Consider the following 25,567-nt stretch of genomic DNA (forward strand, 5'->3'; position numbering starts at 1 on the left):
AAAATGGAGAGATTTAGAAATATTAATCGAAAAGGATGAAAAAATCAATCAACAATTAATTAAGGTGCGAATTAGTTTATTTTTTTCTGAATTTTTTTTTATTAAATTTTTATTATATGTATGTAAATTAGTGCGAATTAGTTTACTTTATTGCAAATAAATGTCACTTGCACTATAATGCACTCTTCATTTGCAACATGGGTTAATTACTCTATTTATATGTGAGAAATTTATTCGCACTTAATTTCTATTATATGTATGATTTACCTTTTAGGAATTTTCTAACTTAAAGAGCATCAATTTCCATAATTGCTGGAATTATTGAATAAAGATCTTGATTTTTCTTAATTATTTTTAAGATTTTCTTAAAATCAAATAACGTAGTAAATCTATTGGTAGATTACTCAAAGATTTTAAAAATATTCTTTGATAGATTATGATAATTATTTCAAATGAAGAAATCTTATTTTTAATATAAAATATCATGGTCATTCAGGGGGATTTTTAATATTAGGTAAAAAAGAAAAAAAAAAAGAATCAACTAAATTAACTAAAAATATTTTTAGCGACAACCAAAAAAAGATAATTGATATAAATAATGATTTAAATCAGAAGGGAATGAGAACTTCTGAAGGATACATTCTTGGATTTAGAGATTTTTTCCCATATCCGAAATATCGCTCAAACCAAGAGCGTGTAATAGGACAATTGTCCGAATCAATTGCTTTAGGAAAGAATTCTATTTTAATTGCCACAAATGGAACTGGAAAAACAATAATGGCTCTTTCTGCAGCTCTCCCTATTGCTATGAAAAATAAAAAGAGAAAAATATTATTTTGTTCCCGTACTTTTACTCAGAATGCACGTGTTATTCAAGAAACCCGAAGTATAACTCAACATTTTGCTAAGAATGGTATTTCTCAAACAATTGGTGCCCTTTCTTTACGGGGTAGAAATGAGATGTGCCCCCATAAGACAATTCAACGTCTGCACTTGCCTCCAAGTGAGAGTATGTCTGTGTGCTCCCAATTACGTAAAAATAAACGATGCCATTATTTCAATAATCTGTTAAAAAAGCGAAAAACAGCCCATTTTCGAGAAGAAATAAAAAATCTCTCTTCTATGCCTTTGGACGCTAAAGAATTAATTGAATTTGCAGAACAAGATGATCTTTGTCCATATTTTTTAAGTAAATTTCTAATGGAGCATGAAAAAATCATAGTGTGTAATTATCAATGGATTTTTGAACCAAATATCAGAGAAAATTTTTTGGAAACGATAGGGGTTGAATTATCTGATTGTATAATTATAATGGACGAATGTCATAATCTTCCAGAAATGGCAAATGGAATAAACTCTTTTCGAATTACTCCATTTACATTACGACAAGCTATTAAAGACTTGGAAATTACTCGAGCGACCTATAGCCTAATTAATTTCGTAAAATTTTGTAGAGATCTTCTAAGTAAACTAAAAGATCGAATTGAAGATGAGATGAAATTTGATGTTCCAAAATTTATTCAAAGGATATTGAATGGGAATCATTTAAAATCTCTTAAAGAATTAAAAGATCTATTGGATGACTTAAGAGAATATGGAGAAGCAATTAATCAAGAAAAGATTGATCAAGGAAGAACTCCTCGTGATTATATTGCCCCAATAGTCTCTTATTTTACAAAATTAATTCAGACCATTGATGATCCTGCGTATTTTTCATGTTTTACTAGTAAATATTCTAAAAGAGGCAAAACTATTGCATTAGAGCTGAAATGCCTTTCCCCTCGTTATATTACAGATCCTATTTTTAAGGAAAGTTTTGCTACTTTATCTTTATCTGGGACTCTCCATCCATATACCTATACTCATTTACTTGGTTTGCATGAAAGCGGTAAAACTTTGAAAATTTTGAAAATGTCCCCTCCTTTCCCAAAAGAAAATGTAAAAGTATTAATTACTAAATACTTAACTACTCGAGGCGAAGATCGCACACCCACAATGTATAGAGACATACTTTCTGCATTAGTTCCTATTATCAAAAATACTCCAAAAAATGTCGGCGTATTTTGTGCTTCTTATGAAGTCGTTGAAGGTCTATGGTATGAAGGGTTTGCTGATATTGTAAATAAATGTAAAAAAAAACCGTTTCGTGAAGAAAAAGAAATGACTGCTTCAGATAATGATATCATGTTAGAACAATTTAAAGAATGCAGTCATCATGAGAAATTTGATGGAGGTGTCTTATTAGGTGTCTGTGGGGGGCGAAATAGTGAAGGTGAAGATTTTCCAGGAGATTTCATGAATACTGTTGTAATTGTTGGTATTCCATTTCAACGTCCTACTCCAAGTGGAAACGCTAAAATCGATTATTATAACAAAATTTTTCCGGGACAAGGAAGGAATTTTGGTTATACAGTTCCAGCCATGCAACGATCAAACCAAGCATGTGGTCGACCAATCAGAAAAATGAATGATAAAGGACTAATTATTTTAATGGATTTTCGATTCTTACGATATAGGAATTATCTTTCTGATTGGATAAAACGAGAAATGAGATTGATTCCATTTAATCTTCAACTACTGGAGCAAGAAGTGAATTCTTTTTTTTAAGTTAATTTTATAATTGAAAATATAGAACAAAGAATTATTTGAAAGAATAAGAGAAATTTGATGATTTCAGTTCAAAAAGTAACTGTAGGGCTTTAATTTTTATACAAGATACAATTACAAAAATTTTTCAGATACAATATCAAAGGATCTTATAATGAGTTTTCAAAAAAAACATACCTATGCAAAGAAAATATGGGTTTTTGCCTTTGAATTTTCTGGAATTGCCAAAGTTGGTGGTTTGGGAGAAGTATCTGCGAATCAATGTATTAATCTTGCCAAATCTCCAGAAATTAATCTGACAGTATTTCTTCCTTCTCATGGGCGCCATGAAACAATGAAAAATAGTTTATCCCTCCATCCTATCCTTCGTTCTAATGGTGAAACTTATATTGCTTCTGGTTCAATAAATCAGGATTATTTTAATATTTCACCAAATGATGTTAAATCGAATAATTGTTCAGATGAAGATTTGTTTAAAGTTGAATTTTGGAAAGGAGAATTTAAAGGAGTTCCTGTAATTCTTTTAGTTGGAACTAATCCATTATCTGATTATATTTTAAATTGTCATGAAGTTTACAGTGCTAAAACGCTAAATGCAAAATTAGGTCTATTTGCTTTGGCAATGAAGGAGTTTATGAGATTTTGCATTAATGAAAGGCCTGAAGATCTTCCAGATATAATTCATATTCATGATCATCATCCAGTTGCCGCCTTGTTTAACTGTCGTCAACAATTGATTCTTTCTCAACGTGATGTTCATACAGTGATTACTATGCATTTACTGACTTGGCCTCGAAAGAGTCTTCAATTTTACTGGGAGTCTGGGGTAAATAATGAAAAAATATCTGCTTATATTGGAGATTCTCGAATAATGTTAACAATGCGTGAGTTTTACAAACTTGCTCAAAATGGTTCTTCAGAATATCCGACTTTAGAAACAATTGGTTGCCTTTTAGCAGATAAAGTCATTGCTGTAAGTGAGAGTTTTCTACATTCTGATATTATACCATACTGTGGTGGAGATTTAATTAAAGATAAATGCGATTTCACCTGGAATGGATGTGATTGGTCTTATGATAATCTTTTAACCCGTGTATTCAATAAATTTCAGAAAGAATTGCCACAAGTCGATATTGGTAATTTGAGATCATGGGATTTTCGGAAATTTCTTTTAACAAAAAAAATGGGAAGATTACCAGCATCGGAACCAAAAATCAGTGATAAAGAAATATTAAAAATCATAAAGGAACAATTTTTCAAAGACCCTTATCATCCTGATGGCAGGGTTGATAATTTTTTAGAAGATGGACCTTTAGTTCTAATAACTGGAAGAGTTTCAAAACAGAAAGGAATTGAGACATTACTGTCTGCCATACCGAACGTTTTAGAACACTTTCCTAATGCGAAATTTCTGTTTCTAATGGTTCCATCTGCTTTTACTTTGGATGATATTCCCTCTTATATGAAAGTGGCTTATCAATATCCAGAAAACATTCGTTTCATATTCGGAATAGCAGGAAATATTTATTATTTATCTCATTTAGCTGCAGATGTGTACTGCTGTCCCAGTCGCTGGGAACCTTTCGGAATTGTGGCTTTAGAAGCAATGGCTTCTAAGATTCCTGTTGTCGCCACAAATGCAGGAGGATTAAAAGAATCCATTGTTTCTTTAGATCAAGATCCTGTTCATGGAACTGGATTATTGGTCCCAATTGATCAACCTAAAGAATTGTCCTACGCATTGGTTTCCTTATTGAGTGCTATGCAAATCACAGAAAAAGCTTATTTAGATCCACTTTTTACTGAAACAGAAAAAACAGTATACTTAAGTAAGATTATCTATGCCCAACTTCGAGAGCAATTTCAGAATGACTCATTTTACGCAGATAAGCTCAGGATAAATGCAGAAGCTAGAGTTGCAAATCACTTTAGGTGGAATATTGTATCAAAAAAGCTGAAAAAAATCTATTTTAACTTTTTTTAAGCAATGATGGCTTTTTAATGATAAATTTATAGCCCTCATTTTTTTAATACCTTATAGGTGAAAAAATGTCTAATCAACCAAATAACGAAAATGAAAAGTTGGAAAAAGAAGAAGTGGATATTCGATGCGCTGATCATTTAGAAGGAAAAGCATCTCGTGTGGTCATATTTAATGAACATTGTGATTTCTTAAAAAATATTGGCAAACCTCCATTATTTATTCTTGGATTTACAGGAGTCGGAATGATTGGAACGATTGTAACAAACGAAATGATTAATCAATTAAAAATGACTCAAGTTGGATATGTTCTCAGTGAGGATTTGCCCCCAATTACGCTTTTTTATGATGGAGTCCTTAAACACCCATTTCGCCTCTATTGGAGTTCTGAACATAATGTGGTAATTTCAATTTGTGAAGTTCCGTTTAATCAAGGTTCATATAGAGATTTGGCGCGCACTCTCATGGAATGGGCCCTTCTCCAAGACATCAGCGATGTCATATGCCTTCAAGGTATGGCAGATAATAATATTATTCGAACTGGTCCTGTTGAAGTATATGCTGCTGCTGAGAAAGGAATAATGAAAAAAATTCTTAATCATGATGTACAAATTCCACCACGTGGGTTGATAATGGGTGCAGAAGCAGCTATACTAAATGAGTGCTTAAACAATCAACTTAATGGTGCAGTATTTTTGACACCAGCTAATCCTCAACTTCCAAATCCAGAAGGTGCAGCAGCGATATTAGAAAAAATATCTGAAATTTATAATATTCCAATGACTTTACAACAACTTCATGAGCAAGCAAATCAGATTAAGCAGAATTTAATGGAAATCGCGAAGAAAACAGATGATGTTCATCACCAACGGGTATCTCCTGCACGGGATCTCTATTCTTAAAAAAATCTTCTATTATTTTAAGAATTATTAACTTTATATCAAGATATTTTTTTTTAGTTATTTTTTTCTATATACTTTTGTTATTGCAACTTTTTTCATGTTCATCTTTGAAATTGCTGAAAAATACCTTAATTCACAAAATTTAATATATATGGAGATTTGATCTTCTTAATTCTAACACTAAATAAAGGTCTTACGTATGTCTGAAGATATTGTTATTGGAAAAAAAGGATATATTGTTAATTATCGAAAATCAAAAAAGATTATTCATCCCCGTTTCACAGTCTTACAATTTCCTGGAATCGAAACTCGAAAAGAAGCTGCTCGAACTTTACTTGGACACACCATTGCATGGGAAACTCCAACAGGAAAGCTTAAAACCGCAAAAATTACCCGAGTTCATGGAAATAATGGTGCTGTATGCGCTCATTTTAAGAATGGTGGTCTACCTGGGCAAGCTTTTGGAACTTTTGTAAAAATTATCCGATAAACTTATTCGCACTAAAGATAAAATACTTATAATACAAAATTAATCAAATATTTTCTTTTTTTGCTAATTATAGTTAATAATATTAATATTCCAAACGAAAAATCTTGAATAATTTTTCTGAATTTAAAATAAATCTCAGAAATTAAAGAATTTAACCTCGTTCTCTAATTGCTATTCATCATCTTTTACATTATCATTGATGTGATATTATCACCGTCTTATCCTAATAATTAACACTCTTTTTATTCATCATGAGTGTTTTTATTATAGATCTGCTAGAGAATAGGTTGTCAAATCATATGCCCATTTATCCGAATGAAGTATGCCCAATTTGCAATGAAAACCCTAATCTTCAATATATCTGTGAAAGCTGTCATGAGGTTTTTTGTGAAGATTGTGTTGAATTGCGGACAGAAGAGCAGTATATTTGTTTAACCTGTGGGAGTAAAAATATTTCATTCAATAAATATGATCATCCTTATTGCGATGACTGTGGTGGGCATGAAGTTAGAATGGCTAATAAAGTTTTGCCTACATGTCCAAACTGTGAAAGTACTCAAGTTGTTCGGATAGTAGATAAACAAAGAAGTCTTATTGATACCTATAAGCAGATAATAAATAATACGCGCCAATTTTTAGCTCCGTTTGAATCTATTTTAAATAAACTTCAGACTTTTCGCAATAAAATCTTTGAAATTCGCCAAGAATATCCCCAATGTTATCACCATCCTACCTTGGAATCTGATTCTCTTCTGCTATTTAAGCTATTTGATAATGGAAAAAACAGAGTATATGATCAAGCAAACCGTTTTTTTCAAGAAATTCAACGAAATATTCATTATATTAACGAGATTCAAATAACTCATCCATCAAATCTTGCATATATTTCAGAAATATTAAACCATTTTGAAAGAGAACGTCTTAAAGTTGAAAAATTGGCTAAGAATGAAGTTGAACCTTTACTAAATCGATTAGAACCTTTGGAAGATAAAATTGGCTTCATGGAAAGGATGCAGTCCTTATTTAATAAATTTCTTCCTAAACTGCATTTAGATAATGATGAAAAAATTGTCTATGGCTTAAACTGCAAACTTTCTTCAGGTGTGAATGATAAACAAGGATATTCAAATAAAAATGGAACTATTTTGATAACCAGCAAGCGGATCTATTTTTATCACGAACAAGGGGTTTTCAAAAAACGCACAGTCTTATTATTTTCAGTCCAATTGAGTGATTTACAAGCTGCAGAAGTAAAAGGTAGGTTGAAAAAGAAAGTTTCTCTTCAATTCCTTAATTCTATGTATGATTTCTCTATTTCAAAAAATAAAAGGGAAATTATGGTTGATTGGATCGAACGCGCTCAAGAATTTGAAGTAAAAAATATAATTAATGAGACTCACTTTAAACAACTAATAAAATATCGACTAACAACTAAACTATTTAGTGAAGAATTGGAAAATGCAATTTATAATTTAGTGGGTTATCATGGAATCTTTCAAAATCGAGGTCAAGTCCGATATGACAGTCAATCAAACACAAATTTCTTCAATTCTTCAATGTTTCGCGCTAATCAGTTTACAAATCAATATGGAAATAACAACTTCTTTAACCGTCATGCATCAAAATTTCAGAATTATGACAATAATTACAACAATAACAGCAATAACAGCAATTTCCACAATCCAAGTTTTACACAATATCAAATGAATAAAGAATGGGAACCAAGAAGAGAATTTTACCAACAAAATCCAATTCATTCAAGAGGAACCTCCAATCCTTTTACTCAGAGGGTTTATCCTGGACAAACCGCTTCTTCTTCATCGCGAGATAATTATTTTTCAAGTGGGGCAAACTATTCTCAATTTAATCAAAATAACACATCATTTTACTCCGATCCTTTCTTTCAAAAAGGAATTAGAAGAGATCGTTCACAACCAGATCCAAGAGCTAATAATTATGGAAATACATATTTTGGTTCTTCAGATAAATTTAGTAAATTCAGTAAATTCAGTAAATCTGCTAATTTCGGTAATTTCAATCATTCTCGTAATTCCAACAATTCCAACAATTATAGTAATTTGAATAATTCCAATAATACCAGTAATTCCAGTAATTTCAAAAATTCTCCATTTACTTCACCAGGTTCATTTTCTCAACAATCACAATTTTCTCAAAATTCACCTTTTCGTAAAAATTCATCTGCTCCATTTGGTACATCTGGATTCAGTGCATCATCATTTCAGAGTTTTGATCAATCAATGAATAATGATCCTTTTTCCTCTGAAGAAATGAATATTCGGGCAGAATTGGAACGTTTACGAAGTGATCAATATGCTTTTCAAAATACTCTTCAAAAGCTGGAATATCAATATGATCGTGGTGTAATCAGCAATCCAGAATTTGTTAAGTCGTATCAAGATTTATTGCGTGAATATTACATTATTACAAATAAGATTCAGCATTTAGAAGGATATTTGCATGAAAACTATGAAATATAAAATTGTGAAATAGAAATTAGTGAAATAGAAATTAGTGAAATAGAAAATTATGATTTAATGTTGAAAAAAGCTTAAATTTCACGTAATGATTCTGGGCTTTCCATTATTAAATATTGGAACAGAATAGATTGTAATTCTGATAATGTTACGCTATCTTTTTCTTCCTGCATTAAATTTATGTACATTTCGAGTAATTTTTTCTTTGAAAAATGAGTCTTATTTTGATGATGCGATTTTAATACCATATCTAAATATTGAATATCTTGTGTCAATTGTGTTTGAAGTTCTGAATCTGTAATTAATTTTTGTTGATCTATGAATGGATGCAATTTTTCTCCATAAACTTTACTTAGATTCCGCATAAAATCAAGAAAATACTTCCATATACCTTGATCCATTTCAATTCGATCTATTAGGAAAATTCCCATTAAATTTTGATAGGATCGTGAAACGATACGTAGATTATGTCCACTTAAATAAAAAGAATTTAATCCTTTATAATCCATGGTTTGACCAAATTGCAGAATTTGAGCAAAAAACATAGAAATAATACCGGGCTCAGATGCACTTCGTTTATCTGTAATTAAAGAATTAAAGAATCCAGGAGAATATTCATATGTATAGAAGGGTATTCCACTTTTCTCTGCTAAAATTACGCCCTTTATGTAATTCTTTTCTGCTAAAATAACTTCTTTCACATTTGGAATAAATGCATTATCTATTTGTTCAAGTATTTCTAAGCCTTTCTCGGTAACATTAATTGTTTTCAAATTCTTATTTTGCTTTAAAAGGCCATCTTTGTACAAAACATTAATAAAAGCTAAAATTTCTAGTGGTTTTATATGTAAACGTTCTTCTATTTCTTTATATTCTGCTTTATCATGAGTAATGAAGTAGCGTATTAATTCAACTTTAATAAAAAAATCATAGTAATCTAAATTTCTTATTTTATATAATGAAGCTTTTAATGCACGAATGAATGCATAAAATGTATCATAAAGATATTTTTGTTGAATGCTTGTAGTAAAGAAATCTGTATTAAATTTAGCAGTTTTGCGAAGTTCAACAATTTTTTTTTGGAGTGACGTTAATTGATTCGCTGTTAAAAGATCGATTTTATGGAAAAAAACAGCAATTGTAGTTGATATATGTTTGTTTCGAAAAATTTCTTGTACACTATCAAATAATTCCATATTTTCTTCCCATTCATCTGTTGCAGCAAGTACTAATATAAAAACATCTGTATCTTCTAAAATATAATCATCAGTTGTTAACCATCTTTTTAATTCTTGTCCAGCCAAATCATGTACTGCAATTTCCATTCCAAAATTATATACTTGTGTTTCTGCACCAAGAGTCGGTTCAAAGGTTTGTTTTAGTAATTTAAGTGGATTTTGCTGGTCAAAAAAGATTTTACGTAATGTAGTTTTCCCAACTCCGGGTCTACCCAGAAAGATTACTTTTATTTTAGGAGATTCCATCTTGTTATATATTTCTTAATGCACCTAAAAATATTTGTAAATATAAGGGAATTCAAAAACTAATTTACACTGAATTAAAAAAAAATAAGATTAAGATTCGATCATTTGATCACAATTAGGACAATAATCTTCTTCATATTCACATCCGCAATATGGACAAATTTTCTGTTTAGGCTGTTCTTTTAATTGTGATGGGGGATGGGAATGAGTATATGTATATTTCATTATTTTACATATCCAATTCTCTTTTCAATTTTTCAATCTCTTTCTTTAATGCATCAGAATCTTTTGTTTCTTTCTCTGGTTCTGATTCTGAACTGTATAATGAAATACTTTCCATCTTTTCTTCGGGTGTTTCTGGAAGTTGACCAGCATCTTCTAGCATCAACTCTGTTTCCAACTGAGAAAGATCATCATCAATATCAATTCCCATATCAACTTCAGGATCTCCAGCAAAAAGTTCTCCTGCTTCATTAATTTGCTCAATGCTTTCTTCTGCTTCTTCTGTAATCTCTAAGGCGCGTTCTGCATTAACTGTGGTAGCTGCTGTTTTCAATTCAACTGCAGCACTTTCCATAGTTCCTGCAACATCTGAAATAACATTGGCTTGTTCTAAAGCATCTAATTGTCGTTCAGCCCGCATTATCATAGCATTATATTGTAAAATTTTATTTTGGAATTGTTTATAACGAATGAGCATTGTTTTAGCTGCTTTTTGGTTACCCGATTTAAGAAAACTCTTTGCTTTAGAACGGCATAATTGTGCTTTATTTTCGTAATCTTTAATTTTCATATCTAAATTATGCGTTAAGTTCTTTAATCGAGCTTCTGTTGTCAGTTTTTCACTTTGGGCTTTTTTGCTGGGAAATAATTTACGAAATACCATAAGATTTTTCTACCATTTTTAGTAAATTTCTGTTATATTATAATTAATTATATGCGTTTCTAAATATAATAATGTCTAGGAGTCCATTATTTATAATAAGGAGAAGATAATAATTGTATTTTTGTCAATAATTTTATTTATTATCCAATTCTTTTATTCCTATGAAAAGAGAAATTCAATTTAATGAAACACTATTAATATTCAGAGAATATGATTTTGAGAATGATCCTTCCAAAATTGTTAAATATTTATATGATAAAATGAATTCGCCAGAGGGAATTGATATTTTAAAAAAAGGAAATCTATTGTTGAAAAATAAATCGTAAAGGAGAAGGTTATTTGGATGAAAATCTATATTATATGAATCTTTAGAAGAATTTACTCTTTAAAATTAATAATATTCCAAAATGAATTTTAGAATACTAAAAAAAATATAAAGAGTATATTTATCCAGGAGAATAATGGAATATTATTTAGAACGAATTTTTATACATAATTCGTATAAATATTTTATAGAAATAATTTATAAAGGTAATTTATAGAATAATATATTTAATATACTGAAAAAATATATAGATTTCAAGATGGACATATTTTATTAATTATTGCATATTGCACAAGATTAAATTGAAAAAAATATAAAATGATGGCACATTCCTCGAACGAATCTCAAAAAAAAATTATTGTGAAAGTCTCACAAATTGACAACGAAACCCGATTGCAGACTTTTGTTCAAGCGGCTCTAAATATGGGGCTCATGCATTTTCTAATAAACAGCAGCCAAATAGCAAAATTCAAGCATTATTCTCATCTGATCTTATATGAATTTTCCGATTATCCTGTTCACTCTCAATTTGTTGAACTAAAAGTTTTTAATTCTTCTTCTTTACCTTCCTCAAAAGATTCAAAACAAGATAAAGCAATCTATGTAGAAATCGATGAACAAGGCTTGTCGGTTCAATTAGAGACTATTCAGAAGGCTATTAAACAAAAAATATTTGCAGTATTTATTCATTTTAAAGATTGGAAGGTAATTCCATTGGAAAATTTAATTGCTCTCTTTCAGCAATCTCAATCCAGAGCCCCTTTGCTTTTTGTTGATATTGACTCTCAAATCGAAGATTTTACTTTGGTAAGTAAAACATTAGAAAGAGGTGCGGATGGTGTAATATTTGCTCCTGAAACACTTCAAAATCTAAAGAAACTTGTTGATCTTACGAGAGAATCCTTTAAGTTGTCTTTAATTTCTGGTAGAATCACCAAAATTACACCTATTCCTTCAGGAGATCGAGTATGTGTAGATACATCATCTCTTCTAAATCGAGGAGAAGGTCTTTTAGTTGGAAATACTGCTCGTGGATTTGCCTTTGTGGAAGCAGAGGTGTATCCATCTGAATTTGTTGCTGCCCGCCCGTTTAGGGTTAACGCTGGCGACGTCTCTGAATATGTTCTTCTTCCTACGTTAAATGAAAACGGGAAAATGGTACTATCTACTAAATATTTAATTGAAATACAATCCGGCGATCGTATTTGGATTGCAAATACTCAAGGAAAAGGACGATTTGTTTCTGTTAGCAGAGTAAAAATCGAACGTCGACCACTGCTCTTATTTGAAATAAGCGTCCATTATGAGAATTCAGACATTATCGAATCTTTTTCAGTTACATGTCAACATGCTGAAACGGTTCGTTTTTTAGATAAAAATTTAAATTCCCGTTCTGTTTCTGAAATACGTGTTGGAGATGAAATTTTAGTATGTATCGGGCCATCTGCTACACATTTCGGAATGCCTATACAAGAAACAATTGTTGAGAAATAAAAAAAATCTACAATTATTACTTTTTTTCTATTTTTAATTTTTCAATAATCTTATCTGTAACTTGCTGGGTGTATTCATCAATTTTATCTGTAATGGGGGGTTCTATATGGTTTTCTGATACAATTTTAAACAGTTCATGTGGAGGTATTTCTAGCAATTTTCCAATGGTTTTTAGTTGTATTTCACCATTTTTATACTCTTCCAATAACTGAATTAGTATTTTTTCCTTTAAATTTTCCAATAAAAGTTCCTTTACAAAGGTAGCTTTTGCGATTTTCCTTTTATTTGCTAGATATTGAAAAAGTTGATCTGTTTGCTTGTTTATTCTAATATTTATTTGAGTCATAATTTTTAACTCATAATTTTGATTTATAATTATTGATATATTTCAATCGCTACAATAAGTATCTTACTAAATTTAATAAATTTAATATTTTTGATACTAAATTATTATTTAATGAAAATTTTTATAGATACTTTTTCCTGGGCAAAAATCGATCTTTTGATTTCAGATTCATTATTCGATTTTGAGTCCATTTACGATACTTTTGAGGTATGTATTACTCATTTTGTTTCTGAAGAACTTAATCACCGAAATTTATCTTCATATATATCTTCCAAAGTATCAATTTTACCAGTAAAGAATAAAAGGATCTATGAAGATGCAATTAGTCAAGGATTCGATAAAGCGGATGCCAGTATTTTAAGCTACGGTACAAAAAGCGATGATGTAGCCATAATTACTGAAGATAAACCATTATTACTTCTCGGAATGTGTTATAGATTTGCAATTATGCAATTAATTGATTTTTGCCGTCTACTAAACGCCATGAAACTTATTACAAAAAGGGAATTATATCGAATCAATCAAAAGTTACGCTTTCTCAAAAATATAACAAAAAAAAAAGAGAAAGAAATAAAATTCTACCTTCAACGTTGAGAATCTGATTAAAAGAATTCAGAGATTTTAAGATTCAGATATTAGTAAATTTATAGAATAGAAGACTAGAAAAAGGAAAGAAAAAGGAATAAAGAAAAACAAAAAAAATTACTTCTCTATCAATTTTTTATATTACTTTCGATAGACCGTGACAGTAATCAACCCGTTATCAGCTTTTATATCAACCTTTTTCTTAGGTTCAAAGGGAAGATGGACGCGTTTTTCATAGAAGAGTTTGTTTTTCTTTCCTGTGATTGTTAGGATCTTATCGTAAATTTTAGTTTCAACATCATTCTTTCCAATTCCAGGCATTTCAAATGTATAACTTTTTTCAGATGTGATTTCTTGCTTATCTTTCTTTGAATCTTTCTTTTTAGATTTTCCTGCAATCAAGCGTTTTATTCTATTAGTGGGAAGTGTTTTAAAGCTACGGCCAAATCGATTTTCAATGTTCTTCACGAAGTTATTTATGGTTTCATCGTCAACATTTCCTTCAATTGTAATTTCTGGTTCATCCATGCCTGTTTCATATTTATAGGTCAATGAGTAACTTTTGTTTTCATCACTGGAATCGTAGAAGTTTTCATAGTGAGAGGTAAATTGATAAGTATTTTCATCATTTTTGCTTTTTTCAATCATTTTTTCAAATTCTTCATCGAATTTATTCCATTCATCGAATATTTTGTTGAAATGAGAGTCGAATTCTTCAAAAATGTCTGGTAATTTCATACTATCACGCTCCTTCTTTCTTTTTATTTTGATTTTATTTCGAATTGAATGTTTGTTAACTTTATGTTAACAATTAGTCGAATTCATGTAAATTATATTAATACACCTATTTAAATATTTTGTAAAAAACAAATGTAAAGATTATGATTGATTTTTTCAACACATAATTGATATTTAGACAATTATGGTATGAAATGTTAATATTTTTTTGGATTTTCTATATGTTTTTGAACACATACGGTAGAAATACTCTATTTCAGCCCATCCCATAATTTTAAGAAGAACGCTTCTTTTCCATCAGTAGGTTTGCATATTATGTATTTAAGTCAACTCTATTCCATCAAGCATCCAGTATTTTCATTTGAAATTTTTCCACCAAAAAAGAATTTTCCGATCAGTCAATTAATCGATCAATTGGAATCTTTCAGTAAATTAAAGCCTGATTATATGAGCGTTACATATGGGGCCGGTGGAAGTACTCGAGATCGAACAATTGAAATCGCAGGATTAATTAAAGAAAATTTTGGGATAGAACCACTCGCTCATTTGACCTGTATTAGTTCAACGAAAAATCAAATACATCGTATTGTTCGAGATCTTGAACATCACAATATTCAAAATGTACTGGCTTTACGGGGTGATATGCCTACTGATCCTAATTTTGTTTTTCCTACTCCATTACATTTTGAATTTGCCAGCGATTTAATTCAATTTTTAAAATCCGAGGGAAAATTCTGTATTGGTGCTGCTTTTTATCCTGAAGGACATATTGAAGCTGTTAATCAAGAAACAGATTTTAAAAATGTTGCTTATAAAGTTAAACAAGGAACAGATTTTCTTATTTCACAGATGTTTTTTGATAATGCATTTTTACTTGATAGCATCGAAAAGCTTCAAATACTTGGGGTTAATTTGCCATTTTCAGCTGGAATAATGCCAGTTACAAATATAAAACAAATTAAACGAATTGCTTCGCTATGTGGTGCCACTTTTCCCCCATATTTACTTCAAGAGTTAAGTAAACGAAAAGATGATCCTCTTATGGTGGAAGAATTTGGAATTGAATATGCAGTAAAGCAAATTCAAGCCCTAATTCAAGCTGGAATCAATGGAATTCATATATATACCATGAATAAACCCCACATTGCCCAAAAAATAATTGAAAAGATCCATGATTTGCTATAAAAAATATTGTATCTTGTCATTATATTATGTTATAAATTAATAATTTAATGAGGAAAAAACTCAAATGGTTTCATCACAAATGCTATTATCTGAAGTTAAGCGCTATATTGAAGGGTTAAATTCTATAAATCAAGAAGTATTAGAAAAAAAAGGAAAAAAACCAGAAAAAAGTCAAAATCAGAGCATGGCAGAAATTAGAAAAAAAAAAAAAAATAATAAGATCAAAAATGAAATGGATCAAGAGATTTTGGAAATAATTGATGAAGTAATTTCTCATTCACGCCCACAATTTCTTTTATCATTTTTTCCAATTAATGTTTCTATGGAACTATCTCAAATTGTCTTAAAAAATTCTGATATAGTGTTTAAATCTCAAGATTTAACTAATCTATTAAAAAAAAGCACTCAATGTGGCATTGTGGCGGTGACATTGGGTTATAAAATTGATCAACAAATTGCTTATTATAATAAATTCGATTTAGCTCATGGGATAATTTATGATGCAGCTGCCAGTGCATATGTTGAAGCAGTATGTGATGAAAAACAACGTTCTGCAGAAAAACCTTATAATGATAAGGGAATGCAGTTTACTTTTAGATTTTCTCCAGGTTATGGGGACTTGAGTTTAAATGTACAGCCAATAATCCTTTCCCTATTGCAAGCTCCTGTTAAGATTGGCCTTTCTGTATCAAAATTTTATACTCTTTTTCCACGAAAGTCTATGACGGGTATTTTTGGAATCATCCCGATCAAAGTATCGGATGATAATACAGATTCTGATTCTATATCAGAATTAATTCAACGTCCTAAAAAAATTGATCACCCAAAATGCCACACATGTTTAAATTATTCTCATTGTATTTATTTAAGTGAGGGAACTTATTGTGAATATCGAAAACGAAATCTATAAACGCCTCTGCTTTTTTGACGGGGCAATGGGAACCACTCTGCAGAAAAAAGGTTTAAAAACAGGAGAAGTTCCAGAAAAGTTGAATTTTACCCACCCTGAATTGATTCGCAGTATTCATCGTGAATATGCAGAGGCAGGGGCTGAAATGATTAAAACGAATACATTTGGAGCAAATCGTTACAAGTTGCAACCAGCAGGATTAGAAGTTGAAGATGTAATAAGCCAAGCTATTAATTTAGTTCGAGATGCTGCACCAGGAAAGTTAATTGTTTTGGATATTGGACCAATCGGTCAAATGCTGGCACCTGTTGGACCCTTAAGTTTTGATGAAGCTTATTCCATGTTTCAAGAGCAAGTGCAAGCTGGAGTAAAAGCTGGCGCTGATTTAATTCTTATTGAAACTATTTCAGATTTATATGAAGCAAAAGTAGCAATTTTAGCTGCTAAAGAGAATTCTCAACTCCCTATTTTTTGCACTATGACATTTCAAGAAGACGGTCGAACATTGACAGGAACCGACCCAGAAACCTTAGTTACAGTATTAGAAGGATTGGGTGTTGATGCATTAGGGGTAAATTGCTCACTTGGTCCCGCAGAAATTTACCCCATTGCAAAACAAATAATGCAATTTGCATCAATTCCGGTTATTGTGCAACCAAACGCAGGATTACCTGTATTAAAAGACGGAGAAACTGAATTTCTCATTACTCCGGAAGAATATACTTCTGATATGGCTAAGATTCTGGAACTTGGGGTTCATATTATTGGAGGATGTTGCGGTACCACACCTGAATTTATCCAGATGATCGTTCAAGAATTTCATGATTTTATTCCAAAACCCATTACTTCCAAAATTCGGACAACATGCGCTTCTGCGGGGCATACTGTTGAGATTGGAAAAGATATTGTGATTATTGGTGAACGTATTAATCCAACAGGTAAAAAACGTATAAAAGAAGCATTAAAAAATGGCGATCTTGATTATCTACTCCAAGAAGGTATTATCCAGAAGGAAGCTGGGGCTCATATTCTTGATGTAAATGTTGGTCTACCAGAAATCGATGAATATTCTATTCTTCCCCGAATATCTCGAGAGCTACAAGAAATTATAGATATTCCACTCCAATTTGACAGTTCTAATGTGGATGCTCTTGAAAAAGCATGTCGATATTACAATGGAAAGCCGATTATTAATTCAGTGAACGGAAAAACAGAAAATATGAAAAAAATTTTTCCTATTGTAAAAAAATATGGATGTTTAGTTGTTGCTTTATGCTTGGACGAACGAGGTTTACCCAAATCCGTACAAGATCGAATTGAAATTGCAGAAAAAATAATTAACATTGCAAAATCGTATGGAATTCCTAAAGAATCACTGTTAATGGATTGTCTTACTTTAACAGCTTCTGCTCAGCAGCACTCAGTCCAAGATTCATTGGAGGCTTTGCGAATATTAACCAAAAAATATCAAATTGCCACTGTATTGGGTGCAAGTAATGTATCTTATGGATTACCTGCTCGACCTCTTATTAATCGCACTTATTTAGCTATGGCGTTACAAAGTGGATTAAAAGCTCCTATTACAGATCCATTATCTGCTGATATTATGGAAACCATCGCAGCGTTTCGTGTATTAGCCAATTTAGATCGTGATAGTAAGGATTTTATTAAAAAATATAAGGAATATTCACCTGTTTCTGCATCTGTTAAATTAAGTCAAATAAATCAATCCAGTCGATCTGGTAAATCAAATCAATCTGGTAAATCAAATCAATCTGGTAAATCCAATCAATCTGGTAAATCCAATCAATCTGATCAACCAGGTGAGTCAGAAGATGAAAGTCTACAAAGTGTTATTCTAAAAGGATTAAAAAATAAAATTGCACAACTAACTGAAAATTCCTTAAAAACCTCCACACCAATGCAAGTCGTGGATACCTTCTTAATTCCTGCTTTGGATGAAGTCGGAAGACGTTATGAAAACCATGAAATCTTTTTACCCCAACTAATTCGATCTGCTGAAACAGTTAAAATTGCCTTTAATTTAATTAAAGAAAGACTAAAACAGACTGAAAATGCGCCAATTTCGAAGGGAACAGTTATATTGGCAACTGTTGAAGGAGATGTTCATGACATTGGAAAAAATATCGTTAAAATTTTGTTAGAAAACTATGGATATCGAGTAATTGATTTGGGAAAAGATGTTCCAGCCACTAAAATAATCGATGCCATTAAACAGTACCGCGCCCCATTGGTTGGATTAAGTGCGTTAATGACGACAACAGTAATTTCCATGCAAAAAATCATTAAGGAAATTAAAAGTCGAGAATTTCAATGTCAAATTATGGTTGGAGGGGCTGTTTTAAATCCTGAATTTGCGAACGAAATTGGGGCTGATTTTTACGGCCAAGATGCTAAATCGGCAGTGAATATTGCTCAAAAAATATTTCAAGTTTAGTATATTTTTGCTTTTTTTATTCATTTAGTCTGTTTTTGCTTTTTTGCCTTTTTGCTTTTCTACTTTTTCTACTTTTTCGCCTTATTTTAGCTTAATTTCCAATTCATATTTATTATTTATATCAATGAGAAGAACAGTAACCCTTTATGGCTTCAATTCCTTGTTCATACGCTTCTTGTTCTTCTGGTGATAATTTATTCGCATCTATTCGAAAATCAACTAAGTTTTCCAATAAATGGAGGTTTTCAAGTTTAGAAATAGGATTACCACGAAGATCCAGTATTTTTAATTGAGGTAGATCTAAAGCGGGAATATTCTTAATTAAATTATCTTCCAAAATCAGTGATTCGAGTCTATTCAAATGATCTATGTTTTCCCAGCCTTTTAATTCATTTTGTGAAAGATCCAAGACTTTTAATTGTGTTAATGCTTCCAAAGGTCGCAATGTTGCATTGGTTAGCCTATTATCATGTAAATTTAACATGTTCAAGGTTTTACATCCGTCTAAATTCCGTAATTTCTTTAAGTGATTCGAAGGTAACTGCATTTTTTTTAAATAAGGAAGATATTTAAGTTGACGTGGGATAATTGCTATTCCAGCTGAAATTAACTGAACTTCTACCACATGTCCGTCAACTACAATATAATTGAAACCAAAATTCTGTTCAATCATTTCCATAATACTTTTAATAACACGTTTTTCTTCTGATGATCGAATTTGCCTAAGATTGCGTTGGGGATTGTTAAACATCGTTAATATTATTAATATACATCTGAGGTTATTTAAGAACGATCTATGCTGAAATACAAAAGAACAAAAGACACATAAGAGTGGAACTCTAAGATATGTATGATAAAAATGGAAGAAATTTTGAATATTCAAAAAATGGTAAAATCAAAAATTGTTGCCACAATTGGACCTGCAACTTCCTCTCCTGAGCAGTTAAAGGCCCTCCATGATGCAGGTGTTGATGTTTTTCGTTTAAATTTTTCCCATGCATCTAAAGAAGGCACAGAAATGAAAGATTTATTCTATCGTATCAGAACAAATACACCAGATATTGCAATTCTCTGTGACATTCAAGGACCGAAAATTCGTATTGGGAAAATGAAAGAACCAGTTATCCTTAATCACGGTGATACATTCACATTGTATGAAGAAGAAATCTTGGGAGATCAAAATGGGGCTTCAATTTCTTATCGTGGTTTTTATAAAGATGTGAATATAGGAGATCCGATTTTCATAAATGATGGATTAGTACGCTTAAAAGTAGTTGAAAAAGAACCGAATACTCGTAAAATTAATTGCACAGTAGTAGCAGGTGGACCGATCTCATCTCGAAAAGGGGTAAATATTCCTAGTGGAACATTAAGTACGCAAAATCCAACAGAAAAAGATATTCACGATTTAAAATTAATTGCTGAACTTAATCCAGAATATATAGCTGCTTCATTTATCGCAAATGCAAAAGAAGTTAAAACAATCCGTTCTATACTTCATAATGCTGGTGCTCCTCGAATAAAAATCATTTCTAAAATTGAGCGACCAATCGCCATAACAAATTTTGATGAGATTTTAGCTGAATCAAATGGAATTATGGTTGCGCGTGGTGATTTAGGTGTAGAGATTCCTGCCGAAGAAGTACCCATCAGACAAAAAGAAATGATTTTAAAGTGCAATCGTGCAGGAAAACCGGTGATCGTAGCAACCCAAATGCTTGAATCCATGATTAATAATCCTGTTCCAACCAGAGCTGAAGTAAATGATGTATTTAATGCAGTTTATGATCGATCTGATGCCGTTATGCTTTCAGGTGAAACTTCTGTAGGAAAATTCCCCATACAAGCAGTGAAATATATGGATCGAATAATTGCTAAAGCAGAAAAACACATTCCCGACATTGATCCACATTCAATTGATTCTGAAGAACCTGACATGTATGAAGCAGTTGGGCATGCAGTATATGAATTAGCTCAAGTTTTTCGTAATGTTAATTTTCGTGGAAAAATTATAATGTTCACGCGAGGGGGCAAATCTCCTCGCAAAGCGGCTAAATATAGGCCTGAATTCCCTATATATGCCATTACTCACAATACAAGAACTGCACGGCAATTAAATCTAATTTGGGGTGTGCAATCTATTTATATTCCAACTTTAAAAATGGAAGATTGGAACTCTGAAGAAATTATGCAACATGGTATTCAAAAATTAGTAGAATTTGGAATTATAGAAAATATGGAACATGTTATTTGCACAGTTCCATCACGTATAAGCCCAGGAAAATGTAGCGTGATTGGACTCTATTATGTAGATGATATTATTAAAGGTCTAAAATTGAATAAATCTCGTTATTCTCCTGATTGGATATAGGATATTCATTTAATTCTTCGAATGCTTTTAATATGTATATTTTTTTATAAAATTTTTATTGTTTTTTATTGATTTTATCAATTATATACAAATTAGTGCGAATAAGTTTGAATTTATCCGAATTAATCTGAATTTTTCTCTATCTTTCTGAATTCTTTCTAATTCTTATTCAATTAGCATATTATTTCAGTAATAAAAAAAAGAAAAACCTTTTACCTTATTCGAGTATAAATATTATTATTATTACATTATTTTTGAAATGAAATGGGATTGATTATGGTAGAGAAAATATGTAAAGTATGTGGAGGGAAAGCGTTTCGAATCGTGCACGACGAGTGGATGAAACGCACATTTCGCTTTGTTGAGAATGGAACTTTAAATATGTGTGAAGCATGTGGTGCTAAATTTCTAGTTTGTCCAAAATGCGGAAATTTAATGACAAGGGTTCATCCAGCGCTCGAAAAATGGGAAGTTGAAGATACATGTGCCAACTGTGGTTATGTTGATAAAGAAATAAAAGCTTGGGATGGTGTAAGTGCACGCTAATCCTATTTTTTCTTTCTAAATTATATATTTTCAATTCATTTTAGATTTATTTAAATCACTTAGTATTATTCTTTATTCAACTATAATATAATATTCTTAATTTTCGTTAAAATCAACAAAAAAAGTATAGATGAGTGCTAATAAGTTTATGTGGAGATTTATGCATATTACTTTGAATATATTTCTATTCTTCTTTTACAAAATCATATTTGTAATCAAAATAAATGCGCATTGCAAGAAATCCATTAATTGGATAACCAATTAAAATATAGAATAGTTGTGCAATGATTTCTAAGTTTGATACTGTCTTATATCCTATAGAATTGTTTGGGAGAACATAATATTCTAAAAAAAACAATATAATTTTAGGCAAGATAAAGATAATGTAAAAAATAAGAAAAGAAATGAAAATCCGAGAGTAATTTTTACGAAGAATGCGAAAATTTTCTTTTAAAGATTGTATTATACTATTAGAATTAACTAAGGCTGGACTACTTTCAACCAATATTATAAACCAGATTAAAGTTATCACGTTGGCTAAAATGGCGAGACCTAAATTAAGTATTTCTTGTCCTGTATATCGAACAATATAGGTAAAAATATTTACGATAATAGATAGTAGAAAGAATTTTCCCCAATATTTTCCAATATATCCTACAAAATTTTGAATTTGAGTAAAACCATCACCAGATGCTAAAATATCACGAACCATTCCCATGATTGCGCCAAAAAATCCAAATAATATCCCTTGTTGAGGAAATTTTAGTAAATTATAGATAATAATTTGATCAACGATTGAATAATTCTTCCATATAATTAAGGGAAAAATAAATGATTCTATAAGAAAATTCAGTAAATAAAATAATCCGGAGCCAATTATACCGACTGTAATTAATGGCACTAAATTCTCTTTAAGTAGAATGAAACTTAGGCGATAATCCATTTGAATTTGCTGAAAAATTGGAGACGTTTTTGTAACTGGTGAGGGGGTTTTAACCATATGAATACGGGATCTAGGTTAGTTCCCTCAAAATATATACGTTGCGTTTTTTTTTGAAGGAAAAAGAATGATGATTTTACTAAAAAATTTTTTTTTATGGAAAAAAACTTATTCGCACTTATCCGCACACAGGGATTTATTTTCAAAAATGGCTCAGTTTATTCTCGAATTTATCATCATCCTTCAATCAGGGCGAGTTTTTTCATCATTGCCAAAGAATGATAACATAGGGAGGGTAAAAATTCTTTTGAATTTGATCTCTTGGTTAATCCTTGAAATTGAACAGAAATTTACAAAAAAAAGATTACTCCCCAAATACTTATAATAATAAATAAAAAAAAGTGATATAAATCAGATACATAAAAAATATTTCAACTACGCTCTTTTTTTATCATTTTTTCTTAGTATCAGCATGATAGTTATTAAAGCTGCAAAACCACCTAAATTAAATGAAAAAGGAATCTTAGATTCATTATTTGCAGAGTCATCAGTTGATGAATCGTCAGATGTTGTATCATCAATTGTGGTTGTAGTATCGTTTGATTCTACATTAATGAAAATCATGGGTGTCTGAGCATCAATTATAAAAGAAATCACTTTGTCTGAAGAAATATTTACAATTTCAGATGGATTTAATAAATTCATCAATTGTTGATTTTCATTTAATTTTGCACTCAAATCTGCTGGAAGGGTTACCATTAATGGATCATCACCTCTATTGAAAACACAAATTGCTGTTGAATTTGGACCAGCTCCCAATTCTCTAGTATAAATAAGAATGTCTGTTTGATTACTAGGATATATATTAAAACTTCCTGATTGGAACAATTCATAATTCTTTCGCATATGAATTAAGGTTTTATAATGATTAAGAATCTCTGTATTTTCTGATCCCCAAGGAAAAGTTTTACGACAACCAGGGTCAGAACCTCCAGTCATACCAACTTCATCACCATAATACACCATTGGTACTCCAGGATATGTAAATTGTAGCGCGGAGGCCATTTTTAAACGATTAACATTTTCACCAAGTTCTGTTAAGATTCTAGCAGTATCATGGTTTCCTAAAATTGTCCATAAAGAACGAAACGCTTCAGAAGGATAATTTTCTTGAGGATATAATAATCTACCTGAATAGATGTCTTCAGATATGATTCCTTTCAACCATTCGATTGTATCTTCTCTGAAAAGCATATTTTGGACTCCATCTTGCATTGTACCTGTTAACCATGCATTTGCACGACCCCAGATTTCTCCGATAACAATTCCGTCAGGATTATTCGCTTTAACAACATCTCGAATTTTTTGATTTAAATCCCGAGATCCATGGCCATCTTGGTACATATTGGGAACATCCAAACGAAATCCATCCACACCGTGCTCTTGCCAAAAAGTAAATAGTGATGTTTCCCCTGTCACTAATAAATCTTCAACTACAGAATTTGGATCATCGTATATCAGAGTTGGAATATTTTTAAATCCCCACCAGGCATCATAATCATTAGGAAACGTATAAAATCGAAAACTATGATAATAAAGTGATCCAGGGTTTTCGTAAGCACCCAAAATATCTGGGTAGAGATCTATTACTTCTGGATGATCATTCGTATCAAACCGTTGGAATAAATAGGATTGGGCTGAAGCATGATTAATTACAGTATCATAAATCACCTTTATTCCTGCTGATTCTAATGTTTCTTGAAGGGTGTCAAATACATGAAGGCTACCTTTTTTATCACTGATTACAATACCATTAGTTCGATTTTTTATTTTTCCATAATATGGTTGAATAGAAGTATAATTATTAACTGAATAACCGTGATTATCAGGAGATTCTGAAATTGGATTAAACCAAATCATTTCAATGCCCAAATCTTCTAAGTATCCTGTTTTTTGCATAACTCCTGCAAGATCACCTCCAAAAAAGTCATTACCACCTGCAGGAGTTTCTCCCCAATTCTTTTTCTCTGCATAAACCCGAGAAAAATCGTATTCACCATCATCCCATTCAAACCAAGTAATATCACCAGATGAGCCATCCCCTATTGGATCATTGGTAGGATCACCATTAAAAAATCGATCAGTAAAAATTTGATATCCAATAGTTGATTTATGCCAATCAGGAGTATGAAATGTTGGATCGTAAAATACTATCCCCCAGTCTTGATCTGTATTACGATATCCATACATTTGACCTGCACCACCATCTTTATTATCATCATGATAATAATCAGTATTTGTTCCATCTGTAAGTTGAAAACCATAATAAAAATCATCAGGTTGTGAAGGAGAAGTAATAACGCCTTCCCAATAATCAAATCCATCTTGTGTTAAAGATACACTTAAAGTAACATAGTGTTCTGATTCTGCCATTCCATCCCAATATCGGATTTTTACATCCTCTACATCAGAGGCTAAAGTTCTAATTCTTATCGTAATATCAGTGCCAACTGGAACAGCACCACTACGCTCTATTCCTTCAGTGGTTCCCCATCCTGGATTTCGATAAAAAGGATCTCGTGAATTATGATAGACAGCAGTCCAATCAATTTCATCATCATATCGTCCTACTTTTATTGAACTTTGGGGTTTTTCGGTAAATAGACTATTATTTAAATCGTTTGTGTTGTCAATTACAATATTTTGAGAATTAATACTGGATTTCATATATATCGGAGAAAATGGGATAATTAATAACAACACAAAACACCATTTTAAAAAGTGTCTTCCTATCTTAGTGTGAATTTTGCACATCTTGAATAAA

Annotated in this window: 21 protein-coding genes; 13 read left to right on the top strand and 8 right to left on the bottom strand. The window is 31.1% G+C overall.

The window, feature by feature from the left end; all coding sequences use genetic code 11:
• The first annotated feature begins 618 nt into the window (after positions 1-618).
• From ACXLDF_RS06020 to ACXLDF_RS06040, 5 genes are all read left to right on the top strand, one after another.
• Positions 619-2,607, top strand: coding sequence for a helicase C-terminal domain-containing protein (locus tag ACXLDF_RS06020; protein WP_457557596.1), 1,989 nt, complete (start codon positions 619-621; stop codon positions 2,605-2,607).
• A gap of 154 nt (positions 2,608-2,761) precedes the next feature.
• Positions 2,762-4,591 (top strand): glycosyltransferase family 4 protein, encoded by a 1,830-nt coding sequence (locus ACXLDF_RS06025; RefSeq protein ID WP_457557597.1) that lies wholly within the window; start codon positions 2,762-2,764, stop codon positions 4,589-4,591.
• Positions 4,592-4,656: 65 nt separating this feature from the next.
• On the top strand, positions 4,657-5,490 hold the full coding sequence (locus tag ACXLDF_RS06030) for a proteasome assembly chaperone family protein (protein ID WP_457557598.1): 834 nt from the start codon (positions 4,657-4,659) through the stop codon (positions 5,488-5,490).
• 199 nt (positions 5,491-5,689) lie between these two features.
• Positions 5,690-5,980: a 50S ribosomal protein L35ae gene (locus tag ACXLDF_RS06035; RefSeq protein ID WP_457557599.1), complete on the top strand. Its 291-nt coding sequence runs from the start codon at positions 5,690-5,692 to the stop codon at positions 5,978-5,980.
• A gap of 299 nt (positions 5,981-6,279) precedes the next feature.
• The gene (locus ACXLDF_RS06040) at positions 6,280-8,478 is read left to right on the top strand and encodes a PH domain-containing protein (protein ID WP_457557600.1); all 2,199 of its coding nucleotides are present in this window, start codon (positions 6,280-6,282) and stop codon (positions 8,476-8,478) included.
• Between the two features lie 71 nt (positions 8,479-8,549).
• Here ACXLDF_RS06040 and ACXLDF_RS06045 read toward each other — a convergent pair whose 3' ends face one another.
• From ACXLDF_RS06045 to ACXLDF_RS06055, 3 genes are all read right to left on the bottom strand, one after another.
• Positions 8,550-9,959: an ADP-ribosylation factor-like protein gene (locus tag ACXLDF_RS06045; protein ID WP_457557601.1), complete on the bottom strand. Its 1,410-nt coding sequence runs from the start codon at positions 9,957-9,959 to the stop codon at positions 8,550-8,552.
• 90 nt (positions 9,960-10,049) lie between these two features.
• On the bottom strand, positions 10,050-10,184 hold the full coding sequence (locus ACXLDF_RS06050; protein WP_457557602.1) for a hypothetical protein: 135 nt from the start codon (positions 10,182-10,184) through the stop codon (positions 10,050-10,052).
• 4 nt (positions 10,185-10,188) lie between these two features.
• On the bottom strand, positions 10,189-10,845 hold the full coding sequence (locus tag ACXLDF_RS06055) for a Snf7 family protein (protein ID WP_457557603.1): 657 nt from the start codon (positions 10,843-10,845) through the stop codon (positions 10,189-10,191).
• A 161-nt stretch (positions 10,846-11,006) separates the two neighbouring features.
• Here ACXLDF_RS06055 and ACXLDF_RS06060 point away from each other — a divergent pair, with 161 nt between their 5' ends.
• Both ACXLDF_RS06060 and ACXLDF_RS06065 read left to right on the top strand, forming a co-directional pair.
• Positions 11,007-11,171, top strand: coding sequence for a hypothetical protein (locus ACXLDF_RS06060; protein WP_457557604.1), 165 nt, complete (start codon positions 11,007-11,009; stop codon positions 11,169-11,171).
• Positions 11,172-11,488: 317 nt separating this feature from the next.
• Positions 11,489-12,664 (top strand): 3-dehydroquinate synthase II domain-containing protein, encoded by a 1,176-nt coding sequence (locus ACXLDF_RS06065; RefSeq protein ID WP_457557605.1) that lies wholly within the window; start codon positions 11,489-11,491, stop codon positions 12,662-12,664.
• Between the two features lie 16 nt (positions 12,665-12,680).
• Here ACXLDF_RS06065 and ACXLDF_RS06070 read toward each other — a convergent pair whose 3' ends face one another.
• Positions 12,681-13,010: a DUF6290 family protein gene (locus tag ACXLDF_RS06070; protein ID WP_457557606.1), complete on the bottom strand. Its 330-nt coding sequence runs from the start codon at positions 13,008-13,010 to the stop codon at positions 12,681-12,683.
• Positions 13,011-13,121: 111 nt separating this feature from the next.
• Between ACXLDF_RS06070 and ACXLDF_RS06075 the strand changes: the two genes are divergently transcribed.
• Complete coding sequence (locus ACXLDF_RS06075; RefSeq protein WP_457557607.1) at positions 13,122-13,604, top strand: hypothetical protein; 483 nt, start codon at positions 13,122-13,124, stop codon at positions 13,602-13,604.
• 132 nt (positions 13,605-13,736) lie between these two features.
• Here ACXLDF_RS06075 and ACXLDF_RS06080 read toward each other — a convergent pair whose 3' ends face one another.
• Positions 13,737-14,333 carry an Hsp20/alpha crystallin family protein gene (locus ACXLDF_RS06080; protein WP_457557608.1) on the bottom strand — a complete coding sequence of 199 codons (597 nt, stop codon included), beginning with the start codon at positions 14,331-14,333 and terminating at the stop codon, positions 13,737-13,739.
• 315 nt (positions 14,334-14,648) lie between these two features.
• Here ACXLDF_RS06080 and metF point away from each other — a divergent pair, with 315 nt between their 5' ends.
• The 3 genes from metF (at position 14,649) to ACXLDF_RS06095 (ending at position 18,886) form a co-directional block, all read left to right on the top strand.
• A complete protein-coding gene (metF, locus tag ACXLDF_RS06085) occupies positions 14,649-15,518 on the top strand; it encodes a methylenetetrahydrofolate reductase [NAD(P)H] (protein ID WP_457557609.1) in 870 nt (289 codons plus the stop codon).
• Positions 15,519-15,582: 64 nt separating this feature from the next.
• Positions 15,583-16,428 (top strand): hypothetical protein, encoded by an 846-nt coding sequence (locus ACXLDF_RS06090; RefSeq protein WP_457557610.1) that lies wholly within the window; start codon positions 15,583-15,585, stop codon positions 16,426-16,428.
• Positions 16,403-18,886, top strand: coding sequence for a homocysteine S-methyltransferase family protein (locus tag ACXLDF_RS06095; protein WP_457557611.1), 2,484 nt, complete (start codon positions 16,403-16,405; stop codon positions 18,884-18,886). The genes ACXLDF_RS06090 and ACXLDF_RS06095 overlap by 26 nt, the downstream gene beginning before the upstream one ends.
• Before the next feature lie 121 nt (positions 18,887-19,007).
• Here ACXLDF_RS06095 and ACXLDF_RS06100 read toward each other — a convergent pair whose 3' ends face one another.
• Positions 19,008-19,637 carry a leucine-rich repeat domain-containing protein gene (locus tag ACXLDF_RS06100; protein ID WP_457557612.1) on the bottom strand — a complete coding sequence of 210 codons (630 nt, stop codon included), beginning with the start codon at positions 19,635-19,637 and terminating at the stop codon, positions 19,008-19,010.
• 99 nt (positions 19,638-19,736) lie between these two features.
• Between ACXLDF_RS06100 and pyk the strand changes: the two genes are divergently transcribed.
• Together pyk and ACXLDF_RS06110 are read left to right on the top strand one after the other, a co-directional pair.
• Positions 19,737-21,257, top strand: a complete 1,521-nt coding sequence (gene pyk / locus ACXLDF_RS06105) for a pyruvate kinase (protein WP_457557613.1) — start codon at positions 19,737-19,739, stop codon at positions 21,255-21,257.
• Between the two features lie 276 nt (positions 21,258-21,533).
• Positions 21,534-21,803: a hypothetical protein gene (locus ACXLDF_RS06110; RefSeq protein WP_457557614.1), complete on the top strand. Its 270-nt coding sequence runs from the start codon at positions 21,534-21,536 to the stop codon at positions 21,801-21,803.
• 184 nt (positions 21,804-21,987) lie between these two features.
• Here ACXLDF_RS06110 and ACXLDF_RS06115 read toward each other — a convergent pair whose 3' ends face one another.
• Both ACXLDF_RS06115 and ACXLDF_RS06120 read right to left on the bottom strand, forming a co-directional pair.
• Positions 21,988-22,803, bottom strand: coding sequence for a hypothetical protein (locus tag ACXLDF_RS06115; RefSeq protein ID WP_457557615.1), 816 nt, complete (start codon positions 22,801-22,803; stop codon positions 21,988-21,990).
• 375 nt (positions 22,804-23,178) lie between these two features.
• Positions 23,179-25,557, bottom strand: a complete 2,379-nt coding sequence (locus tag ACXLDF_RS06120) for a glycoside hydrolase family 13 protein (RefSeq protein WP_457557616.1) — start codon at positions 25,555-25,557, stop codon at positions 23,179-23,181.
• Positions 25,558-25,567: the final 10 nt, after the last annotated feature.

Source organism: Candidatus Harpocratesius sp. (genome assembly GCF_054039255.1).

What these genes read in the sequence shown, in the direction of transcription:
- ACXLDF_RS06020 (WP_457557596.1), top strand. Translation starts at nt 619, where the DNA reads ATGAGAACTTCTGAAGGATACATTCTTGGATTTAGAGATTTTTTCCCA.
- ACXLDF_RS06025 (WP_457557597.1), top strand. Translation starts at nt 2,762, where the DNA reads ATGAGTTTTCAAAAAAAACATACCTATGCAAAGAAAATATGGGTTTTT.
- ACXLDF_RS06030 (WP_457557598.1), top strand. Translation starts at nt 4,657, where the DNA reads ATGTCTAATCAACCAAATAACGAAAATGAAAAGTTGGAAAAAGAAGAA.
- ACXLDF_RS06035 (WP_457557599.1), top strand. Translation starts at nt 5,690, where the DNA reads ATGTCTGAAGATATTGTTATTGGAAAAAAAGGATATATTGTTAATTAT.
- ACXLDF_RS06040 (WP_457557600.1), top strand. Translation starts at nt 6,280, where the DNA reads ATGCCCATTTATCCGAATGAAGTATGCCCAATTTGCAATGAAAACCCT.
- ACXLDF_RS06045 (WP_457557601.1), bottom strand. Translation starts at nt 9,959, where the DNA reads ATGGAATCTCCTAAAATAAAAGTAATCTTTCTGGGTAGACCCGGAGTT.
- ACXLDF_RS06050 (WP_457557602.1), bottom strand. Translation starts at nt 10,184, where the DNA reads ATGAAATATACATATACTCATTCCCATCCCCCATCACAATTAAAAGAA.
- ACXLDF_RS06055 (WP_457557603.1), bottom strand. Translation starts at nt 10,845, where the DNA reads ATGGTATTTCGTAAATTATTTCCCAGCAAAAAAGCCCAAAGTGAAAAA.
- ACXLDF_RS06060 (WP_457557604.1), top strand. Translation starts at nt 11,007, where the DNA reads ATGAAAAGAGAAATTCAATTTAATGAAACACTATTAATATTCAGAGAA.
- ACXLDF_RS06065 (WP_457557605.1), top strand. Translation starts at nt 11,489, where the DNA reads ATGATGGCACATTCCTCGAACGAATCTCAAAAAAAAATTATTGTGAAA.
- ACXLDF_RS06070 (WP_457557606.1), bottom strand. Translation starts at nt 13,010, where the DNA reads ATGACTCAAATAAATATTAGAATAAACAAGCAAACAGATCAACTTTTT.
- ACXLDF_RS06075 (WP_457557607.1), top strand. Translation starts at nt 13,122, where the DNA reads ATGAAAATTTTTATAGATACTTTTTCCTGGGCAAAAATCGATCTTTTG.
- ACXLDF_RS06080 (WP_457557608.1), bottom strand. Translation starts at nt 14,333, where the DNA reads ATGAAATTACCAGACATTTTTGAAGAATTCGACTCTCATTTCAACAAA.
- metF (WP_457557609.1), top strand. Translation starts at nt 14,649, where the DNA reads ATGTATTTAAGTCAACTCTATTCCATCAAGCATCCAGTATTTTCATTT.
- ACXLDF_RS06090 (WP_457557610.1), top strand. Translation starts at nt 15,583, where the DNA reads ATGGTTTCATCACAAATGCTATTATCTGAAGTTAAGCGCTATATTGAA.
- ACXLDF_RS06100 (WP_457557612.1), bottom strand. Translation starts at nt 19,637, where the DNA reads ATGTTTAACAATCCCCAACGCAATCTTAGGCAAATTCGATCATCAGAA.
- pyk (WP_457557613.1), top strand. Translation starts at nt 19,737, where the DNA reads ATGATAAAAATGGAAGAAATTTTGAATATTCAAAAAATGGTAAAATCA.
- ACXLDF_RS06110 (WP_457557614.1), top strand. Translation starts at nt 21,534, where the DNA reads ATGGTAGAGAAAATATGTAAAGTATGTGGAGGGAAAGCGTTTCGAATC.
- ACXLDF_RS06115 (WP_457557615.1), bottom strand. Translation starts at nt 22,803, where the DNA reads ATGGTTAAAACCCCCTCACCAGTTACAAAAACGTCTCCAATTTTTCAG.
- ACXLDF_RS06120 (WP_457557616.1), bottom strand. Translation starts at nt 25,557, where the DNA reads ATGTGCAAAATTCACACTAAGATAGGAAGACACTTTTTAAAATGGTGT.